Source organism: Burkholderia sola, assembly GCF_905400185.1.
Classification (GTDB): Bacteria; Pseudomonadota; Gammaproteobacteria; order Burkholderiales; family Burkholderiaceae; genus Burkholderia; species Burkholderia sola.
Genome location: NZ_FR989677.1, coordinates 1,277,253 through 1,297,035 on the forward strand (window position 1 = coordinate 1,277,253; position 19,783 = coordinate 1,297,035).

Consider the following 19,783-nt stretch of genomic DNA (forward strand, 5'->3'; position numbering starts at 1 on the left):
CGACCGGCGCTGCCATCGCGGCGACCGGCGGTCGGGAGCCCTGCTATTTAAGCATGGCGCGCGTGCATTGGGCAGGGGTCGGCCGTCGATCCGGGATTGATCGAGCGCGGCACTTCGGTGATATTCGTTGGAGGTATTTTCTCACCGATGGGCGCGTTGCTGCCGGGCGACCCTGCGCGGGTGCATCGTCAAAGCTCGGCACTTCAACCGCTCGCGATCCGCCAATACAGTCGGCAGATAACGTTTCGATGCCGGCGCGACTTGCAACAAGGCAACGTATCGCTCTCGGGCAATGCGGTAACCGGGACGACGGTGAGCCCGCCTTCCCGGCATCGACTATTCGACGACGTCGGTCGTCGCGGTCCGACGGCGCCGACCTCGGATCATCGTCTCGCGCGCGGTCTCACCGGCGAACCACCCCTCATGCGGTGACCAGCTTTTCATCCGGCTGCTGGAGAAAACCGTCTTCGTAGAAGTAATCGAAGAACGTGCGCAACCAGTCGTTGGCCGGACGCAGACTCGATGCGAGCACGTCGCCCGCGAGCCGCTTCAGTTGGGTGACGTCGATCGGAAGAATGCGCCCGACCGTCGGATCCGCAACGGGATTCAATTTCTTGAGCACCGGAATCAGCATCGAAAGCGGATGCGCCGGGTCCTGCCGCACATGCTCGGCCAATGCCGCGAGCCACGCGTCGTAGCTCACCCGCTCGATCGCGAAGCCTTCGTCTTCGATGAAATCGACCAGCGCGTCCAGCGAGTTCCAGCGCGGGTTGATCACATGTACGCCCTGCCCCGCGGCGGTCGGGTCGAGCGACGCGCGTACGATGATCCGGCTGACGACGTCGACCGGCAGGATGTTGTCGAACCCCACGTCGCGCGGCGCCTTTCCAAACAGGATGATGCCCTTGATCAATCGACAGAACAGATCGTCCAGGTTCATCCGCCCGCTCACCGCATGCCCGACGATCCGCGCCGGACGATAGACCGTGACGGGAACGCCGCGCGCGTGCGCCTGCGCGAGCAACTGCTCGGCGACCCATTTGCTCTGTTCATAGCCGCTCGTCAGGTGTTCGTGGAACGGCACCGCGAGCGTTTCCGGCAACGCATCCGAATAACGGTTCAGCGTGCCGACCGTGGACACGTAGTGAATCGGCGTCACGCGATGCAGGCTCGCCAGTCTGACGATGTCCTGAGTCGCCAGCACGTTGACCTGCTTCAGCGTTGCGTACGGATAAACGAAGTTGACCAGCGCGCCGTTGTGGTAGATCGCATCGATTTCACGTGCGAGCGCGTCGAATGCAGCCGCCGACAAGCCCAGGTTCGGTTCGCCGAGATCGCCCGGCACGGCGACGATCCGATCGCGGTGCTGCGCGTCCCACAAGCCGTGCGACTGCATCGCGGCCTCGATACGTCGCACGCCGGCGGCCGGATCGTCGGCGCGCACCACGCACATCACGCGTGCGTCGGTCGTCGCGAGCAGCGTATGGAGCAGGTGCACGCCTAGGAATCCGGTCGCGCCCGTGAGCAACACCGTCCGATACGGGCGCCACGCATACGGTTGCCGTGTCCCGATCGCCGGGTCGAGCCGCGCTTCGCCCGGCAAATCGACGGCCGGCGTATCGCGACGCACATCGCCATTCGCGATACTGGCGGCCAGGCCGGCGATCGTCGGCGCGGCCAGCAGCGTTTCCATGTCGATCGGGTGCTGAAGCCGCTCGCCGATCTGATACAGCATCACGGTGGCTTGCAGCGAATCCCCGCCGAGATCGAAGTAATTGTCGTGAATGCCGATACGCGGCTGCTTGAGCAACACGCACCAGATGTCGTGGATCGCCGTTTCCACCAGGTCGCGAGGCGCCGCATGGCGACCATGCCGGCGAACCTCGACGTCACCGGAAAGCAGCCGGACGCGGTCGATCCTGCCTTTCGCGGAACGCGGCAGGGCGGCGAGCGCGACGACTGCGCCGGCGGACAGTGCCGGCACGCCGCGCAGCCCGGCCAGTCGGCGCACGATGTCCGCGGCGTCGGCCGTCGCGTCCTGATGGAACAGCGCATGGTCCCATTGTCCGCTTTCGGCGATCCGCTCGACGAGCGCCACCTCATCGACGCCCGCCTGCCGTGCGACGTCGGCCTCGAAATCGAGCCAATCCGCCGTCGTCTCGTCGGAACACGCGCTTCGGTCGGGCAGCCACGTATGACAGCCATGCTCGGTGTGCCACGCGTCCAGCGTCGTGCGCAACCACGTACCGTTGCGCGTGACGGTCAGGCTGTCGCGGTCCGGCTTGCCGTTGCGCAACATCAGATCGGGCACCGAATGCCCCGACACGACGAGCGTACCGAGCGCGTCCCCACCCGCCGGGTTCAGATGGGTGTCGGCGACGAACACGGATTCATTGGCCGATACCACGCCCGATTCGACGCGATCGAATCCATCGGCCGACGACACCGCATGCGGGAGCGACCACGCAGGCCAGCACAATTGCCGGAAACGTTTCGCGCCGGGTGCGAGCTCGGCGAGTCTCGCGGCGTCCGCACGCGTCAATGAGCGTGCATCGGCCATGACCCAGTCGGTGCGAAGCGCGCCGGCCGACAGCATCGACGCGGCGCGGACGATATGACGCGTCGCTTCCGGACTCAGGACGATACCGTGCCAGTGCGCATCCGGAGACGCCGCTCGCCGCAGAAACGCGGGATCGCCGGCGCTCGCGATCTGGTGCAACGACAGCCCGGCACTCAGTGCGCCCAGTACCGTCCACAACGCCGTATGCGACAGCGGCCCGTCGCCGAGCGCAACATCCCGCGATGCACCGGCCGGTAACGTCGCGCCGAACGCGCGCGCGGCTTCGACAAGCTGGGCGTGCGTATAGCGCACGACATGCCAATCGCCATCGACATCGCGCCGCAGCAACGAACATGCGCCCTGTACCGGATCTGAACGATCGTCGAGCGCACCGTCGATTTGCCCGTACATCGGGTCCTGCTCGTCGAATACGTAACACATGACGCCGGTCAACGGCGTATGCTGCGCGGTCGTCACGCAGCTTCGCAGCGGTTCCGGCGACCAACTGCCGTCGACGAGCGCATCGAACGCGGCCGACGGCAGATTCGGATCGGTCATCGCGCAATCGACGCCATACGTCAGCCCGGACAGCAGCAAGACCAGCCCGGAGACGGGGTCGTCGCATGCAATCAGCACGCGCTCGCCCGGCCGATAGCCGAAACGCCGCCATTGATGAACGGCACGCTGCACGCGATCGGCCATCGTTCCATAGGTGACGCCGTGCGCGCCGCCCGGCAACTCGCGCCCGTCCAACCGGGCAAAGGCGATTCGATCCGGCGTGCGTGCGGCATGCGCGGCGATATGCGCCGACAACGTCGCGTCGCCCATCGATGCGTGTGCGGATGCGTCGGGCGCGCCGCCGGTACCCGTCGACGGTCGCGCATCGAGCATGAGATCGCGCACTTTTCGCGGGGTCGCGTCGGCCAGGATTTCGAGGAGCCCGCGGTACTGCGACGCCATGCGTTCAATGAACGCCGCGTCGAAGCGGGCCGTGTCGTAGGTCAACTGAAACGTCAGCGTATCCGTCGGCAATACGATCAGCGCCAGCGCATAGCTCGTTTCCTCGACGGCGCGCGGGTCGTCGATCCGCCACCCGCAACTCGCCGCGAGCCGGTCGAACGCATCCCGGCCCGGATAGTTCTCGAATACGTAAAGCGTGTCGAACAGCGATTGCTGGCGCGGCACTTCGCTGCATTTCAATACGTCCGCGAGTGCGCTGTGCGCATGCTGTTCCAGGCGCTGCGTATCGGCTTGCAAGCGTCGCAACCAGTCGGCCGTATCGAGCTCGCCGTCGAGCGTCGCACGCCACGGCAGCGTGTTGATGAACAGGCCGGCCATGCGTTCGATGCCGTCCACTTCTGCCGCACGTCCCGATACGACGATGCCGCCGACGACGTCGTCGCAACCGCCGTAGCGCGCAAGCAGCATCGCCCACGCACCCTGGCACAGCGTATTGAGTGTCACCCGGGCGACGCGGCACGCGCGGCCGGCCGCCTCCATCCATCCGGCCGGCATCGTGTCGGCCCGAACCGACAGCGTGCGGCGCGTGTCGGCGCCGCTTGTGGCACCGTTCGCCGGCGAAGGGCATACCGACGGCGCGAATCCTGCCGGCCTGCGATAGCCGCGCAACAGATCGCGCCAATAGTCGAGCGAACTGTCGCCATTGCGTGTGCGCAGCCACGCAACGTAGTCGCGATAGTCCCGCGCGATGGCAGGAAGCGGCGCGTCCGGGCGGGAATAACGCTGAAACACCTCGCCGAGCAGCAATGGCATCGACCAGCCGTCGAGGATCGCATGGTGATAGGTCCACAGGAACCGATGCCGCTCGTGACCAAGGTCGATCAGCGTGACACGCATCAGCGGCGCGACGCTGAAATCGAAGCCGCGCGCGCGGTCGCTCGCGAGCAATCGATCGAATCGATCGGCTTGCTCGTCGGCCGCGTGATCGCGCCAGTCGATCACCTCGAACGGCAACCCGACCGTATGCCGGACGACCTGCAACGGATTCTCTTCGTGCAGGCGAATGAACAGCGTCTTGAGTGTATCGTGGCGATGCACGACCGCTTCCCACGCGCCGCGGAATCGCTCGAGGTCCAGCGGGCCATGCAACACGCAGGAAAATTGCTCGACGTAGATGCCGGAGGCCGGATCGAGTCGCGAATGGTGAAGCATGCCTCGCTGCAGAGGCGTGAGCGGGTAAATGGTGTCGACGTTTCGGGTCATCCTGAATTCCTGGTGCGGTCATGCTCGACGAACGCGCGGTATCGCGCGCCGCCGCGTTCAGCGCTCGAGTGCGTCGATTTCTTCCAGCAGCGCGTCGAGCGCGTCCTGGTCGACATCGAGTTGAGGAACGTCGTCGGGTGTCAGACCGCCCACCCCGTCGGCGCTGCAATGGCGAATCAGCATCGTCAGCGCCTCTTCGACGCGGCACATCAGGCAGCCGATGCTCTCATCGACGCCCGGCACCCCGAAGAAGCTGGACTCCACGGTCAGCCTGCCGCGCGACACGTACGCGACGACGTCCAGCAGGTGCGTGCGCCGCTGGCGCGGGCTGCGGATGCCCGGCGCCGGTTCGGGCGGCCCGCCGTACAGCGGCGACGACGGTCCCGACAATTGCTCCAGTTGACCGAGGTAGGTAAACAGGATCGGTGCGCGCGGAAACGACGTCAGCGCATCGGCGCCGGCCTGCGGTTTCGTGTCGAGATAGCGCAGCACGCCATAGCTCGCGCCCTTGCGCGGCACCTCGCGCAGTCGGGCCTTGACCGACTTGATGAGCGCCGACGGATCCGCGGCGGTGGCCGGCGTGTCGATCAGCACCGGATAGATCGACGTGAACCAGCCGACCGTGCGGCTCAGGTCGATCGCGTCGCCGAGGCCATCCCGGCCATGCCCCTCGACGTCCACCAGCAACGCATCGCTGCCGCTCCAGGCATGGAAACCCGCGTGCAGCGCGGCGATGAGCAGATCGTTCGCGTCGGTGCCGTAAGCACGCGGCGCCGTGGTTCGAAACGCGTGCGTCAGATCCGCATCGAGCGTGATCGCACAACTGAGCGACGATTCCTGATAAGCATGCTGAACGATCGAGGTCAGCCCGTGACGCATCAGCGCCACCCGCTTCGGCCCATCCAGCACGTCACGCACCTGTGCGTTCACGTTGCGCCAGTAGAGACGGTCGTCGTCGAGCGCGTCGCCCTGCGCCAGCGCAAGCCACTGGTCCACCCAAGCCTTTACGGAGCTCGTCTTCGGCGGCAACGCCGCCGCCGTGCGGTCACGCAAGCGCAGATAGCAATCGGCCAGGTCCTGCAGCAGGATGCTCCAGGACACACCGTCGATCGCCATGTGATGAACGACGATCAGCAGCCGGCTGCTCGACACGCTGGTGCTCTCGAGCCACCTGACCGCGATGAGCCGACCGCCCTCGAGGTCGAGGCTGCGCTGTGCGGCGTCGATCGCATCGCGCCACATGCGTTCGCAATGCCGGCCAGCCGAGTCGATACACGGGACGATCGCAAAATCGACGGCGTCGGCGCCGCCGTCGCCGGCAAACATGTGTCGCATTCCATCGCCGTGCGCGACGAACCGGGAACGCAGCACGTCGTGATGCCGCATGACGACGCGAATCGCCTCGGCCATGATGTTCGCGTCGGGCGTCTCGCCGAGCGGAACGAGCAGCGCCTGGTTGAAGTGCGAACGATCGACGTCGACGCGCTCGACGAACCATTGCGCCGCCGGACCCAGCACCGTCTCGCCCTGCACCGGCCCCTGATCGACATCGAGACCCGGCGTCTCGCGCACCACCGTCGACAGGCCCGCCACGGTCGTATGCAGGAAAATGTCCTGCGGCTTCAAATACATGCCGTCGAGCGCGGCCCGCGATACGATGACCGCGGCGAGAATCGAATCGCCGCCCAATTCGAAGAAATCCTGATCGACGCCGACCGACGGCTGGCCGAGGACGTCGGCCCAGATCGCCGCGAGTTTGCGTTCGATGTCGGTCGACGCGCGACGGTCGGCCCGCTCGCTTGCGCGAGGCAGCGGGAGCCCGCCTGCGTCGAGTGCGCCGCCCGCGTCGAGCGGCAGCCGGTCGAGCACCACGATCGCGTCGGGGTGCATCGCGTCCGGCAACGCATGCTTCAATGCCGAACGCACCGCGTTTTCGAGCGCATGCACATCCACGTGGCCGTCATCCGCGACGAGATAGGCGACCAGCATTTCCCGCGTGTCGCGGACGACGCATGCACAGGCGACGGCGGCCACACCGGGGATCGCGGAGATCGCCTGTTCGACCGTGCCGATTTCGATCGGCACGGGCCGGTGACGCGCGACCCGTGACGAAGGATCGGCGCACAGCAGGTCGCCGCCACGGCGCACGACCGACACGCCAGTGGGTATCAGCGCCCTGTCCGGGGGCGCGGTTTCGAGTGCAGCTCCTGCAGCCGACGCGCGGATCGACGCGCCGTCGAAGAAATGCAGTTTTCCGGCCTGACGATCGTCGGCGAAACTTCCGGATGATCCGAGCGCGAATGCAACACGTCCGGGATACGACGGCGCCAGCAATTGCCAGCCGTCCGGGCCGGCCGCAAACGCACACAGCGCCGAACCGGTAGCCGCGTGCTGCACCGGGACGAAGTACGCCGCCGTGGGTATCCGGTTGGCCGCGGCGAGCGACTTCAACGGTTGCGGATGCTCGCCGTACGCGACAAGCGCGCGTGCCCGCCCCACGCCGGCGACGTCCGCACGTTGCAACAGAAGCGACGGCAGCAGGAGCGACGGGCCGTCCGCGAGCAACCGGTCGAGTGCCGCGTATGCGCTGTTCGCGATCGCAGGGTCGCCGGAAGCGAGCGCGCCAATGGCGGCCTGCTCGGACAGTCGAGCCGTGCCGCCGACAAGCACGGCCTGTGCAAGCGCCGCTGCCGACAGCCAGTCATGCGCGCCGTGCGGAACGAGCACCGTTGCGTGGGCGTCGAGATGGAGCAATTGACCGACATAGTCGAGCAGCGGCTCGACCGCAGAAGCGCTGCCTGCGGCAACGCCGTCGCCGCGCGCGGCGTCATCGCGCGCCTGCACCACTTCTATCGCGTCGATCTCCCAGCCGGACCAACCGTCGCCACGACCGCGGCACACTGCGTCGGCCGTGTCGCCCGACACCGTATAGCACGCGCCGACGGCGCGGATCGCGAGCAACGCGACCGCGCGCTCGGCGACACTTTGCAGTCGGAGTTCGACTCGATTTCCGGCACCGATCCCGAGGGCGTCCAGTTGTGCACGGACGGCGCGAACCGCATCGCGGACCTCGCCATCGCTGATCGCGCGATGGTCGAATTGCCACACCACGCGCGACGCATCCCGCTGCATATCGGATTCGGCATCGGCCGCCCGACGCACGAATGCGTCGGCCGCGGCAATGCGGCGTCGCGCATCGTCGGTCGGTGCGGTCGCGAGTGTGTACTGGTGCAGCGAACGGCGCGTGTCAGCCACCACCTGCTCGACGAGATGCGCATACTGGCTCGCGAATCGCGCGATCGTTTCGTCGTCGAACAGATCCGTATTGAACGTCCAGGCGGTCAGGTATTCGTCACCGAGATCCTGTACGTTGAGCGTCAGATCGTGTGTCGCGCCGCGCGTACCGGTGCTCGATGCGGCGAGACGCTCACGATAGAACGGCACGCCGCTCCCGCCTTCGGCGGCGAAATCGCCGCGCGCCTGGTTCCAGTTGTACATCACCTGGTAGATCGGCGACCGGCTCGGATCGCGCGCCGGACGCAATGCATCGACCAGCAACGGAAACGGATAATCCTGGTGATCGAGCACGCGCAGCATCATTTCGCGCGTGCGCTGCAGCAGCGCGTCGAACGAATCGTCCGGTCGGACTTCGCACGCGAGCACGACCGTGTTCACGAAATGACCGACCACGCTCTCGCTGCCCGGCGCATTGCGCCCGGAAGTCGGTGCGCCGATCATCACCCGCGCCTGCCCGGTGTGAAGGTGAAGATGCAATTGATAGACCGCGAGCAGCAGCATGTACGGGGTCACGCGCAGCAGCCGGGCCGTGTCGCGCACCTGCTGCGATAGCGTCGCGCCGAGCGACCGATCGTAGACGCGTCCATGCTCGGTTTTGCGCGGCGGGCGCAACCGGTCGGTCGCGAGGCTCAACACCGGAAATCCGTGTGCCAGCTCGCGCCGCCAGAACGCCGCGAGATGCTCGCCGTCCGCGCCGTCGAGCCGTGCGCGCTCGTGTTCGACGCAATCCTTGTACTGCACCGGCAGCGGCGGCAACTTCAGCGGCTCGCCCGCGCGGGCGAGACGGTAGAGCGTGCGAAGCTCGTTGAGCAGGATCTCGAGCGACCAGAAATCGGCGGCGATATGGTGAACGTTCAACAGCAGCACCACGCGAATCGCGTCGGCGCCGTCGTGCTCGTTCAGCAGCAGCTTGAGCCGGATCGGCGATTGCGTCAGATCGAACGGGCGATTCGACTCTTCGTCGATCCACCGGCGGATCGCGGCTTCGTCGGCCGCGAACACGCGATCGACCGAGAACTGCGCGCGCGCTTGCGACCCCACCTGCTGACGCGGCTCGCCATCGATCACGCGGTACGCGGTGCGAAGGATCGGATGGCGTGCGATCAGATAGTCGACGCAGCGGCGCAGCGTGGATAGGTCGACATCGTCGTCGATGCGCGTCGCATACGTCACGTTGTATGCCGCGCTGTCGGGATTGAGCTGATGCAGCGACCAGAGCGATTTCTGCGCGAACGAGAGCGGGTAGGTGCCCGCCGTTCCCGCAAATTGCTCGAGCAGCGCGATGAGCGTCGCCTTGTGGGTCTTCAGCTCGTCGACGAGCGAAGGTGTGACCGCGCCCTTCGGCGCCTTGTATTGCAGCTTGCCGTCCTGGGTCCAGAGCTCGATGCCGCGCCCCGCCAGTTCGTTGATGAATTCGATCGAGCTCACAGCTCTCCTCCTTCCATTTCGACGCCGAACGTCGCTTCTCCTGACACCACGTCGATCCGGTCCGCCGCGCGCGATGGGGGTGTTCCGTCGGGCGCCCGCGACTCGCTGCGGTCGAGCGTCGTCACGATCGTGCGCACGACGTCGTCGACGGACGCGCCTTCGAGCAATCGCCCGAACGGAACATCGACGCCCAGCTCGCTGCGCAATGCATTGCGGAATTCCGCGGCCATCAGCGAATCGAGGCCGAGCTCGATCAGCGGAATATCCGGCGCGATCCGCTCGCTCGACGTATGCAGGGTCGCGGCGATGGCGTCGGTCAGGTGTCCGCGCAGCAATTGCATGCGCTCGTCGTCCGGCACCCCCGCGATGCGCTCGCGCAAGCCAGGGCCGGTACCGGCCGGGCGATGCGCCGGCGGCGCTGGCGGCACGAGTTCCGACAACAGCGCGCCCATCGCCCGGCTCGGGCTGCGCTTGATCAGCGTATCGACTTCCACGTTCCAGATCTGCGTCTGCCCGTCGGGTTCGGCGACCAGCGCGTCGAACACGCGCAATGCGACGTCCGGCTCGATCGGCTTGAGGCCGAACGATGCGATGCGGCGCAGTTGCCGCGCGTCGAGCTGATCGACCATCCCGTTGCCGCCCCACAGGCCCCAGTTCATCGTGTGCCCAGGCAGGCCGTCCTGGTTGCGCACGGCCGTCAGCGCGTCCACATAGGCGTTCGCGGCGGCGTATGCACATTGCCCCGGGGAGCCGATGCAGGCCACGATCGACGAAAACGACACGAAGTGCCGCAGCGGCAGATGCGCGGTCGCGCGATGCAGATTCAACGTTCCCGCGACCTTCGGCGCGAGCACCTTCAATACGTCGGTCATCGGCTGGGTCGCGAGCAGGCCGTCGTCAAGCGTGCCCGCCGCATGCAGGACGCCGACGAGAGGGTGCGCGGAATCCGCTTCGAGCGCATGGACGAGCGCGTCGATGTCGGCGGACGAGGCGACGTCGGCCGCCACGAATTCGACGATCGCGCCGTGCGCATCGGCGATCGACGCAAGTCGCGCGCGTTCGCTGTCGGCCGGGACCTGGCGGCTGGCCGACACGATCTTCGGCACGCCATTCCGGATCAACTGCTCGATCACCCGCGTGCCGATTGCACCGCGTCCGCCCGTCACCAGATAGGCGCCGTGCGCAAGCGGTTGCGCCGCGCCGGCGTCGCGTGCGACGAGCCGCGGAACGTATACGGTGTCGCCATGCGACACGAACTGCGTCTCGCCGGTCGTCGCGGCGCCCGCCACTGCGGTCAGCGCGCGCGCGCAAGACGTCGCATCGGGCGCCGGCAGATCGATCACACACACCGGAATGTCGCCGCTCTCGTGCATCAGGCTGCGGGCGACGCCCCAGGCCGCCGCCTGAAACGGCGCTACGCGCACGTCGATGCCGGGCACGTGCTGCGCCGCGTGGGTCACGATGCAGACGGCCGGCGTGCCCTGCGGCCAGCGAGCCGACTGCACTTCGCGCCAGAGGTTCGCGAAGCGCCGGTAAGCTGCGCCGACTGCGGCGAGTTCATCTTCTGATTCCGCGTCGTCTCTCGACGGCCACACATAGAGCAGCACGGTACGTCGTGCATCCAGGCCGGCTAGTGCATCGTCGAGCGCAGCACGAATGCGCCGGGTACCTGCATCGTCGTCGAACAGGTCGTCCGCCGGCAGCGCCGCGATTGCACACGCGTTGTCAGCGTCTTCACATGCCTGCGCCAGCATCGCGTCCAGCGCGGACCCGTTGCCGATCAGCACGAAGTTCGCGCGCGCGTCGGCCGCCTCATGTTTGGCCGCAAACAGCCGCCAGACGAGCGTGTTCAGCGCGACAGGCTCCGCGACCCGCTGAAACCGTCGCGGATCGACGGCCATCAGCCGCAATCCGGAGACGACGGCGACGCAGCTGCCCGCGTCGTCGTATATCCAGAGATCCGCGGTAGCAACGCTGCGCTTCACCCGAGCCCGCACTGCACACCACACCGCCTGCACGCCGCGTATCGGCATGCAAGCGATCCGTTCGATGCCGATCGGCACGAAGGCGGTGTTCAGCTCCGCATCCCATAGCGCGCCCGCGACGGTCTGAAACGCATTGTCGAGCAGCGCCGGATGAACGATGCGGACGAGGTCGTCCGTGCCGTCCGGCTCCATTTCGATTCGGGCCAGCGCCACGTCGTCGCTCCGCGACAGCGCGCGAATCGAGCGAAATGCACCGCCGTATTCGAGCCCGGTCGCTTGCAAGCGCGCGTAGAAACCGTCGACAGGCAACGCGTCGCCGCATTGCGCGCGCCATTCATCGAGCGCCGGCACGTCGGACACGTCGGCAACGCCATGCGTCGTCCCGATCTGCGCGGCGCACTGCAACGTCCATTCGGGTTGGGACGCGGCCGTGTCGTGGCAGGCGTGAATGTCGATCCGCACGCCTGCTTCGCCCGGATGCGAGGGGTCACCTGCGTGCACGACCGTGCCGAACGTGGCCGCGTTGCCGGGCTCCAGCGTGAGCGCGTTATCGAACGACACCTCACGCGCGACCAGCCAGCGGCCGGCCGCGGATTCCGTATCGCCGCCATCGCGCCGCGATGCCGCGTCGAGCAGCGCCTCGACGAAGCCTGCCGCCGGAAAAACGAGTTGCCCGTGCACGCGGTGTCCGCCCAGAAACGGCAGATGCCGATCGGACACCTCGCTCTCGTAGCGAAGATGATCCGATGCCGGAATCGCGAGATGCCGGCCCAGCACGCCGCGACCGGCGGTCCGACGCGCGCCGGTTGCGCTCGTCAGCACGTTCGCCCGCTGCGCCGGCTCCCGCGCATTCACCCAGTAACGCTGCGCTTCGAGCGGATACGGCGGCAGCACGCCGCGGCGCGCGGCTTGCCGCATCGGCGCACCGGTTCGGGAGCGCTCGTACGCATGCCAGTCGACACGACGACCGCACATATAGACATGTGCCAATGCACGCAGCAACTGCTCGGTTTCGCGCCCGTCATTGCCCATCGACGGCAGCGCAATCACGTTGCGATGATCCGCCCGCTCCGCCGTGCACGCGGAGACGAGGCTCGAAAGCGTCTTGCCAGGCCCGATCTCGATGACCGTCGTCACCTTGTCGTCGAGCAGGGTGTCGACACCCGCACGGAAGGCTACGGTGGCCCGGACATGCTCGACCCAATACGCGGGATCGCACAGGCGTTCGGCCTCGAATCGGCCCGTCACGTTGGACACGATCGGAATCGCAGGCACGCGATAGCGCACGGTCGCGGCGACGGCGCCGAAATCGGCGAGCATCGGCTCCATCAGCGGCGAATGGAATGCGCGCGATACCGCCAGCGCCTTCGTCGCGATGCCGCGCGACGCGAACAGTCGCTCGATCGACTCGATTGCGTCCGGGTCGCCCGACACCAGCACGCTCTCCGGTGCGTTGTCCGCGGCGATGGCGACGCGCCCGGGGTAGTCGCGCACCGCATCGGCCACGTGACGCACGCTTGCGAACACCGCGAGCGCACGGCCCGGCGCGGTGAGCGTATCCATCAAACGTCCGCGCGCCGTCACGAGACGGCAGCCGTCCTCGATCGAGAACACGCCGGCAATGCACGCAGCCGCGTACTCGCCGATGCTGTGGCCCATCACGACCTCCGGCACGACGCCCCAGTGCATCCACAAGCGCGCGAGCGCGACCTCGAGCGCGAACATCGCCGGTTGCGTGTAACGCGTTTCGTTGATCCGGTCCTGATGGTCGCCCCACAGCACGTCCACGAGCGACAGTTCTCCTTGCGCCTCGATATGGCTGTCGCATGCGTCGAATACGTCGCGAAACGGCGCGAAATCCCGATAGAGCTGTCGAGCCATCCCGGCGCGCTGCGCGCCCTGTCCGGTAAACAGGAACGCAAGCCGGTCGCGGGCGCCGCCCGGCTGCCCGCTCCGGACCGTCATGGCCCGCGCCGCGTCCGACAGCGCATCGAGCAGCGTGTCGCGAGCATCCGCGACAATCGCCACGCGATGCCGATGGCTGTCGCGCGCGAGACGCAGCGCGCTGGCGACCGCGTCGGGCGCCAGCGACGCGTCTGCCCGCACGTGCGCCGCGCAGTCTTCGATCGCCTGTTTCAACATCGGCGCCGTGTGGGCGGACAACGGCCAGATATCGTGACGCGCGTGCCCGGCCAGCGCGACGTCCGCGTCGGGTTCCGCTGCGCGCGTCTCCTGCCATGCCTCAATGATCAGGTGTGCGTTCGTGCCGCTCATGCCGAACGAGCTGATCGCCGCGATACGCCGGCCCGGTCGGGACGACGGCCACGCCGCATGCTCGGTCGGCACGCGAATGCCGTTCGCATCCCAGTCGACGTGCGTGGTCGGCGTATCGAAATGCAGGTGCCGCGGCAATTCACCTTTCTGCAGCGCGCACACGACCTTCATCAGCCCGGCGACCGCGGCGGCCGATTCGAGATGCCCGATATTCGTCTTGATGCTGCCGACGTACAGGTCGCCGGTGCGATTCGTGTCGCGGCAATACACGTCCTCGAGCGCACGCAGCTCGATCGGATCGCCGAGCGGCGTACCGGTGCCGTGCGCCTCGACGTAGTCGACGTCGGCCGGCGACACGCCGGCATGCTCGAGCGCGTCGCGGATCACGTCGCGTTGCGCACGGCCATTCGGCGCCGTCATTCCGTTGCTGCGCCCGTCGTGATTGACGGCTGAGCCGCGGATCACCGCCCGGATCGGCCTGCCCTGCGCCCGCGCATCGGACAGCCGCATCAGCGCGACGACGCCGCAGCCTTCGCCGCGCACGTAACCGTCGGCGGCCGCGTCGAACGTCCGGCAGCGGCCGCTCGGCGACAGCGCCTGAAGCTCGCTCAGCGCGATCGTCATCTCCGGCGACAGCATCAGGTTGACACCACCCGCGAATGCGACATCGGACTCGCGGGTACGCAGGCTATGGCAAGCCAAATGGACGGCGACGAGCGACGACGAGCACGCGGTGTCGAGATGCAACGCCGGGCCATGAAACCCGAACAGATAGGAAATGCGTCCGGCCGCGAAGGGCCGCGCGGTACCGAGCGATGTCTGCGCATAGCTGAGCGCGTCACCCGCTACGCTCTCGCTGACGCGCGCGTAGTCGTCGACCGACGAACCGACGAACACGCCGGTTCGGTACGACGCGATCGTTTCCCGCGAAAAGCCGGCATCTTCCAGTGCACGCCACGTGCATTCGAGCAACAACCGCTGCTGCGGATCGATGTGCGGCGCCTCGCGCTCCGACACGCCGAAGAATCCCGCATCGAAACGATCGACGTCGTCGATGAACCCGCCATGCCGGCTGTAGCTCGTGTCGCGCCGGCCCGGCCGCGGATCGTAGATCGCATCGGTCCATCGGTCGGCCGGCACCGGGCCGACGGCGTCGGTCCCGTCCGCGAGCATCGACCAGAGCGCGTCGGCGGAATCCACGCCGCCGGGCAGGCGGCAGCCCATGCCGACGATGGCGATCGGTTCGCTCATCGCGCTGCGCGCTTCTGCCAGTTCGCGTTGCAGCGCGTCGATCTTCAGCAACGCTTGCTTCACGGGTGTAAGGGGCGCGGCGGCCGCGCGATTGGACTCGATCATGTGTACCACTCCAGACGTTCGCGGAACGAGACTGCCGGGGATCGGCTCAGCCCTGCAGCGCTTTCAGCAGCAGCGCTTCGGCCTGCGCGTCGGAGAGCGCCGCAAGCTGCTCCCGGGTAGGCGGCGCGTCGGCGCCGTCGACGACCGACGCGGAACGCGCGTGCGCGGCGGCCGGTGCGGGCGCGTCGCTCGATCGCAACGCATCGGCCGCGCCCTGCATGCGCGCCAGATGCGCGGCAAGCTGCTCGACGTTCGAACAGTCCCACAGCACGGCGGCGTCGAACGTCAGCCCGATCGTGTGCTGCACCTTCAACGAAAACTGGAGCGCGCTCATCGAGTCGAAACCCATCTCGACCCACGCGGCCGTGCGCGACACTTGCGCCTCGGCGATCTTGAGCCGCTCGGCGACGATCCGTACGATCCGGTCCGCGATTTCGCGCTCGATCAGCGTCGATTCGGAATGGGGCGCAACCTCGGCGACAGCCGGCGCCACCGCACCGTCACGCGCCGCGCCCGCATCCATCGCATAGGCGCCATCGGTCCAGCTGGCGACGGCCCGCAGTTCGCCTTGCAGATACGCACGACGACACAGCGCACGCGCGATCTTGCCGCTGGAAGTCTTTTCGATGGTTGCCGGCTCGACCAGCACGATCGCGTGCGGCGTGACCCCGAAGTCCTCGCCGATCGCGACCACCATCGCGCGCAGCGTGGCGTCGAGGTCCAGCGTGCGGCGCGCGGTGCGCCCGACTTCCTGGATGAGCACGAGCTTCTCTTCGCCGTCCGCCTGCACCGATACGGCGGCGCCGCACCCGCGGCGCAACGCCGGCACCGCGTCCTGCACGCACGCCTCGATATCCTGCGGATACAGGTTGCGCCCGCGAACGATCAGCATGTCCTTCACGCGGCCGGTCACGTACAGGCGGCCGTCGACGATCGCGCCCAGATCGCCGGTGCGCAGGAACGGACGGGCGCCAGGCTCGTCATCGACATGCGCGCCGAACGTCGACCGTGTCGCTTCGGGGTTGCCGTAGTAGCCCACGCCGATCGCGCCGCCGCGCACCCAAATTTCGCCGACGCCGTTCGGGTCGGCCACCGGGCAACCATCGGGCCCTGCGATCCGGATCTCGGTGCCGGGCGCCGTGCCGCCGCACGACACGAGGCTCTTCGCGTTCGCGGCGCCGGGCTGAACCGGTTCGACGATGCCTGCGGCAAGCTTCACGTTGTCGACGTCCAGATAATGGGCGCCTTCACCGTAAGGGACACCCGATACGATCAGGGTCGCCTCGGCCATCCCGTAGCACGGATAGAACGACCCAGGAGCGAAGCCGTGCGGGCTTGCGGCGTCGATAAAGTCGGTGACGGTCTGACGATGAATCGGCTCCGCGCCGCAGAACGCCACCCGCCAGCTGGACAGATCGAGCCGGCCGCCGTCGTCGCTTCCGTCGAGGGCGGCCGCGGCAAGCGCATACGCGAAATTCGGCCCGCCGGACGTCGTCGCACGGTGTGCGGCAATCGCGCGCAACCATCGCCCCGGCTGCTGGACGAACGCAACGGGCGACATCAGCACCACTGAAAGCCCGATCGACGCCAGTTGCAACGGCATCGACAGTCCCATGTCGTGATACAGCGGCAGCCACGACAGCATGCGCGTGTCGCGATCGTGCTGCATCAGCAGCGCGATCGACCGTTGGTTGTCGATGATGTTGCCGTGCGTGATCATCACGCCCTTCGGCGTGCCCGTCGATCCGGACGTGTATTGAAGAAACGCAAGATCGTCCAGCGCCGGCATGCGCGGCAACGCCGACGTGTCCTTCGCACCCGCGTCGACGAGCGCTTCGTACGTGACGAGCTGGCAGCCGGTGAACAGCTGCTGCGTCGCGCGCAGGGTCTCGATGGTCTCGACCGAGGTCGCCGGCGCGACGATCAGCGTGGCGCCGCAATTGTCGGCAATCGCGTGCAGCTTCGCCCATTGCGCGACCTTGCGCACCTGCTGCGGATGATAGGCCGGCACGGCGACGCGCCCCGATGCCAGGCATCCATAGAACGTGCAGACGAACTCGGCGCTCGTCGGCAACAGCAGCAGCACGCGAGCGCCCGGCTCGGTCAGTTGCGCGAGTCCGCGCGCCACGCGCATCATGCCGGCATGCAGATCGCCGAACGTGCTTTCGCTTTCGATCGCCTCGCCGTCGCGCAGGATGGTCAGCGCGACGCGGTCGGGGTCTCGCTCGGTGTGATGGGCGAGCGTCTCGATGATGGAGGTCGGTTCGACTTCCATCTGAAACACGTTCGGATTCGGATGCGTCGTCATGGTGTATCCAGAATGAGGTCCGTGCGCGCCGCCGCGCAAAGGCGGCGGCTTGCGCACGGGGGGTGATCTCATGCGTGTCGCAGGAACGCGTCCGCGATCGCGCGGCGATTGAGCTTGAGGTTGCGCGTGCGCAATCCGCCTTCGACGTCGAACGCGCGGTCGGTGAAAATCACCTTCACCAGTTGCCGTTGTGCGGGCAGCGTGCCGTTGACCGCGCGGACGAGTTCGCGCAGCGCGTCGGTGACGTCGGGATCGTCCGGCCGGCGTGTCGCGATGACGACGCTGAGCCCCGCTTGCGGGCCCGCCATCACGACGGCCACGTCGACGCGCGGATCGCGATACAACAGCGCCTCGATCGGCTCGGGATGGAATTTCTCGCCGTTGCTCGTGATGATCGCGTCCTTCTTGCGCCCGACGACGCGCAGAAAGCCGTCGCGGTCGAATTCGGCAATGTCGCCCGTCGCGACCGCATTCGGTGCGATGAATGTCGCGCGACTGTCCTCTTCCGGCGCATCGAAGTAGCCGAGCGACAGCAGGGCGTTCCGTGTGACGACGACTTCGCCGTCCTCCAGCAACGAGACGCTGCCCGGCTCCGCCGGCTGGCCGACCGTACCGACGCGTACCTGCCCGGGCTTGTTCCACGCAACCATGCCGGCCTCGGTGATCCCGAACGCCTCGTACAGCGCGATCCCGCAATCCCAGAAGAAATCGAGCGCCGCGCGCTTGATCGGCGCCATCCCGGTGACCATGTAGCGGATGTTGCCGCCGGTCAGCGCGCTCAGTCGCTCGGCGAGCGTCGACGGATCGCTGCCGGGCCCGGCAGCCGCGCGCGCCAGCGTATGCAGCGTCTCGTACAGCACCGGCGGTGCGATCACGAACGTCGGCTGGTGCCGCTTGAGCCCCGGAAAGAGTCCGTGGAACGGCACCGACACGAGATCGACCCCGTGATACAGGCAGAAGTAGTACGTCATCCGTTGCTGATAGTTCGCGAACGGCAAGAACGTCAGGAACCGCTCGCCCGGTGCGACGCCGAATGAGTCGCCATACAGACCGAGCAAGTGCGCGGTGCCGCGGCGGCTCATCACGAGCCCTTTGGTCCTGCCCGTCGTGCCCGAACTGAACACCAACGAATGGGTATCGGGCATATGCTCGACCCGCACCGGCTCGATGCGCGCGTGCGAATCGCCGCGGCTGGCGGGATCGATATCCACGACGCGCCCGGCAATCGTCTCGCCGGCATCGATCCATCGTGCGTCTACTGCCAGCACACTCAGCTGGTAGCGCTCGATCAACGCGTCGCACGTGTCGAGCAGGCCATCGTTCGGAAACGCGACCGAAACGCAGCCGAGCTCGATGCACGCCAGATCCCACACCATCCACGGATAGCCGTTCGGGGCCGCGATGCCGACGCGCGCCCCGGGTACGAGGCCGATTGTCTTGCCGCGCTCGACCGTGGCGAGCACGTCTTCGAACAGTTCGTGGAAGGTCCGGACGGTTTCGGCGCCCTTGTCGTCGACAAAGGTCAGCGTATGACTGCTGTCGCGCAAGCGCGCGACTAGATCGTCGAAGGTCATCATCGGCGTTGTCCCGTCACGCGTGCGCGACGCCCTCGGCGGACGCGTAGTACTTTTGCGCGGCGCTTTCATACATGTTCCAGAACAGCTTGCACGTGTGGCGCACCGCGAACAGCGCTTCCTGTTGCATCTCCACGGTCGTGCACAGGTCGGTCACGAGCGAGATGCCCTCGGCGACGTGCGCGACGTCCTCTTTCTGGTGAACCGAGAAGAATCGCGTGTCTTCCTCGGTGAGCCCGTAGCACTTCGCCAGAATCGAGTGGCGCGCGTCGCCCGCACGGGTTTCCAGGCTCTGCCCTTCGCTCGCGATCATCACCGCGGCGGCGCCGATATGGTAGGTACCCTCGCCCTTGCAGTTCTCGAGGCGATAGTCGATCAACTCGCGCGTGGCCGCGGACGGCGTCCACGCATCGCGCTCCTCGTCGCTGATGTTTTGCGCGCGAATGAAGTCTTCCATGAGCTCGACATGGTTCTTCGTTTTCGAGAAGCGCCCGGTTTCCTCTTCGAACAGGTTGTACAGCAGCCGGCGCTTGTGGTCGGGGAACGGGCAGCGGAAGTACAGGTTCTCGATGTACTCGAGAAAGTACCGGGTGATCTGGTATCCCTCGAGCGAGATGATCTTCAGCAAGCGCCAGTTTTTCTGCGGCGTGAACAACTCCGCGAAGATCGGGTGATCGAGCGTGAGCTGCTCGTCCAGCGTTTCGCGCAGCGCGCGCGAAAACGTCGCTTTGTCCATCAGCACGGCTTCTTTGGTGAGGGTCATGATCGTTCCCTGTCG

Annotated in this window: 6 protein-coding genes; all 6 read right to left on the bottom strand. The window is 67.0% G+C overall.

What is annotated here, in order from left to right:
* Positions 1-421 precede the first annotated feature (421 nt).
* The 6 genes from KR541_RS35690 to KR541_RS35715 all read right to left on the bottom strand — a co-directional run bounded on the left by KR541_RS35690 (position 422) and on the right by KR541_RS35715 (position 19,768).
* Entirely contained in the window at positions 422-4,783 is a 4,362-nt protein-coding gene (locus KR541_RS35690; RefSeq protein ID WP_275564763.1) for a thioester reductase domain-containing protein, read from the bottom strand.
* A gap of 57 nt (positions 4,784-4,840) precedes the next feature.
* On the bottom strand, positions 4,841-9,508 hold the full coding sequence (locus tag KR541_RS35695) for a condensation domain-containing protein (protein ID WP_216090207.1): 4,668 nt from the start codon (positions 9,506-9,508) through the stop codon (positions 4,841-4,843).
* Positions 9,505-15,123 carry a type I polyketide synthase gene (locus KR541_RS35700; RefSeq protein WP_216090208.1) on the bottom strand — a complete coding sequence of 1,873 codons (5,619 nt, stop codon included), beginning with the start codon at positions 15,121-15,123 and terminating at the stop codon, positions 9,505-9,507. The genes KR541_RS35695 and KR541_RS35700 overlap by 4 nt, the downstream gene beginning before the upstream one ends.
* Positions 15,124-15,169: 46 nt before the next feature.
* Positions 15,170-17,431 (bottom strand): AMP-binding protein, encoded by a 2,262-nt coding sequence (locus KR541_RS35705; protein ID WP_050016612.1) that lies wholly within the window; start codon positions 17,429-17,431, stop codon positions 15,170-15,172.
* Positions 17,432-17,499: 68 nt separating this feature from the next.
* Positions 17,500-19,077, bottom strand: a complete 1,578-nt coding sequence (locus KR541_RS35710; protein ID WP_252996720.1) for an AMP-binding protein — start codon at positions 19,075-19,077, stop codon at positions 17,500-17,502.
* Positions 19,022-19,768, bottom strand: coding sequence for an iron-containing redox enzyme family protein (locus KR541_RS35715; protein WP_050016614.1), 747 nt, complete (start codon positions 19,766-19,768; stop codon positions 19,022-19,024). The genes KR541_RS35710 and KR541_RS35715 overlap by 56 nt, the downstream gene beginning before the upstream one ends.
* Between the last annotated feature and the right edge of the window lie 15 nt (positions 19,769-19,783).

Excerpts from the sequence above, each read along its gene's own strand:
- KR541_RS35705 (WP_050016612.1), bottom strand. The coding sequence starts at position 17,431 with ATGACGACGCATCCGAATCCGAACGTGTTTCAGATGGAAGTCGAACCG.
- KR541_RS35690 (WP_275564763.1), bottom strand. The coding sequence starts at position 4,783 with ATGACCCGAAACGTCGACACCATTTACCCGCTCACGCCTCTGCAGCGA.
- KR541_RS35710 (WP_252996720.1), bottom strand. The coding sequence starts at position 19,077 with ATGAAAGCGCCGCGCAAAAGTACTACGCGTCCGCCGAGGGCGTCGCGC.
- KR541_RS35700 (WP_216090208.1), bottom strand. The coding sequence starts at position 15,123 with ATGATCGAGTCCAATCGCGCGGCCGCCGCGCCCCTTACACCCGTGAAG.
- KR541_RS35715 (WP_050016614.1), bottom strand. The coding sequence starts at position 19,768 with ATGACCCTCACCAAAGAAGCCGTGCTGATGGACAAAGCGACGTTTTCG.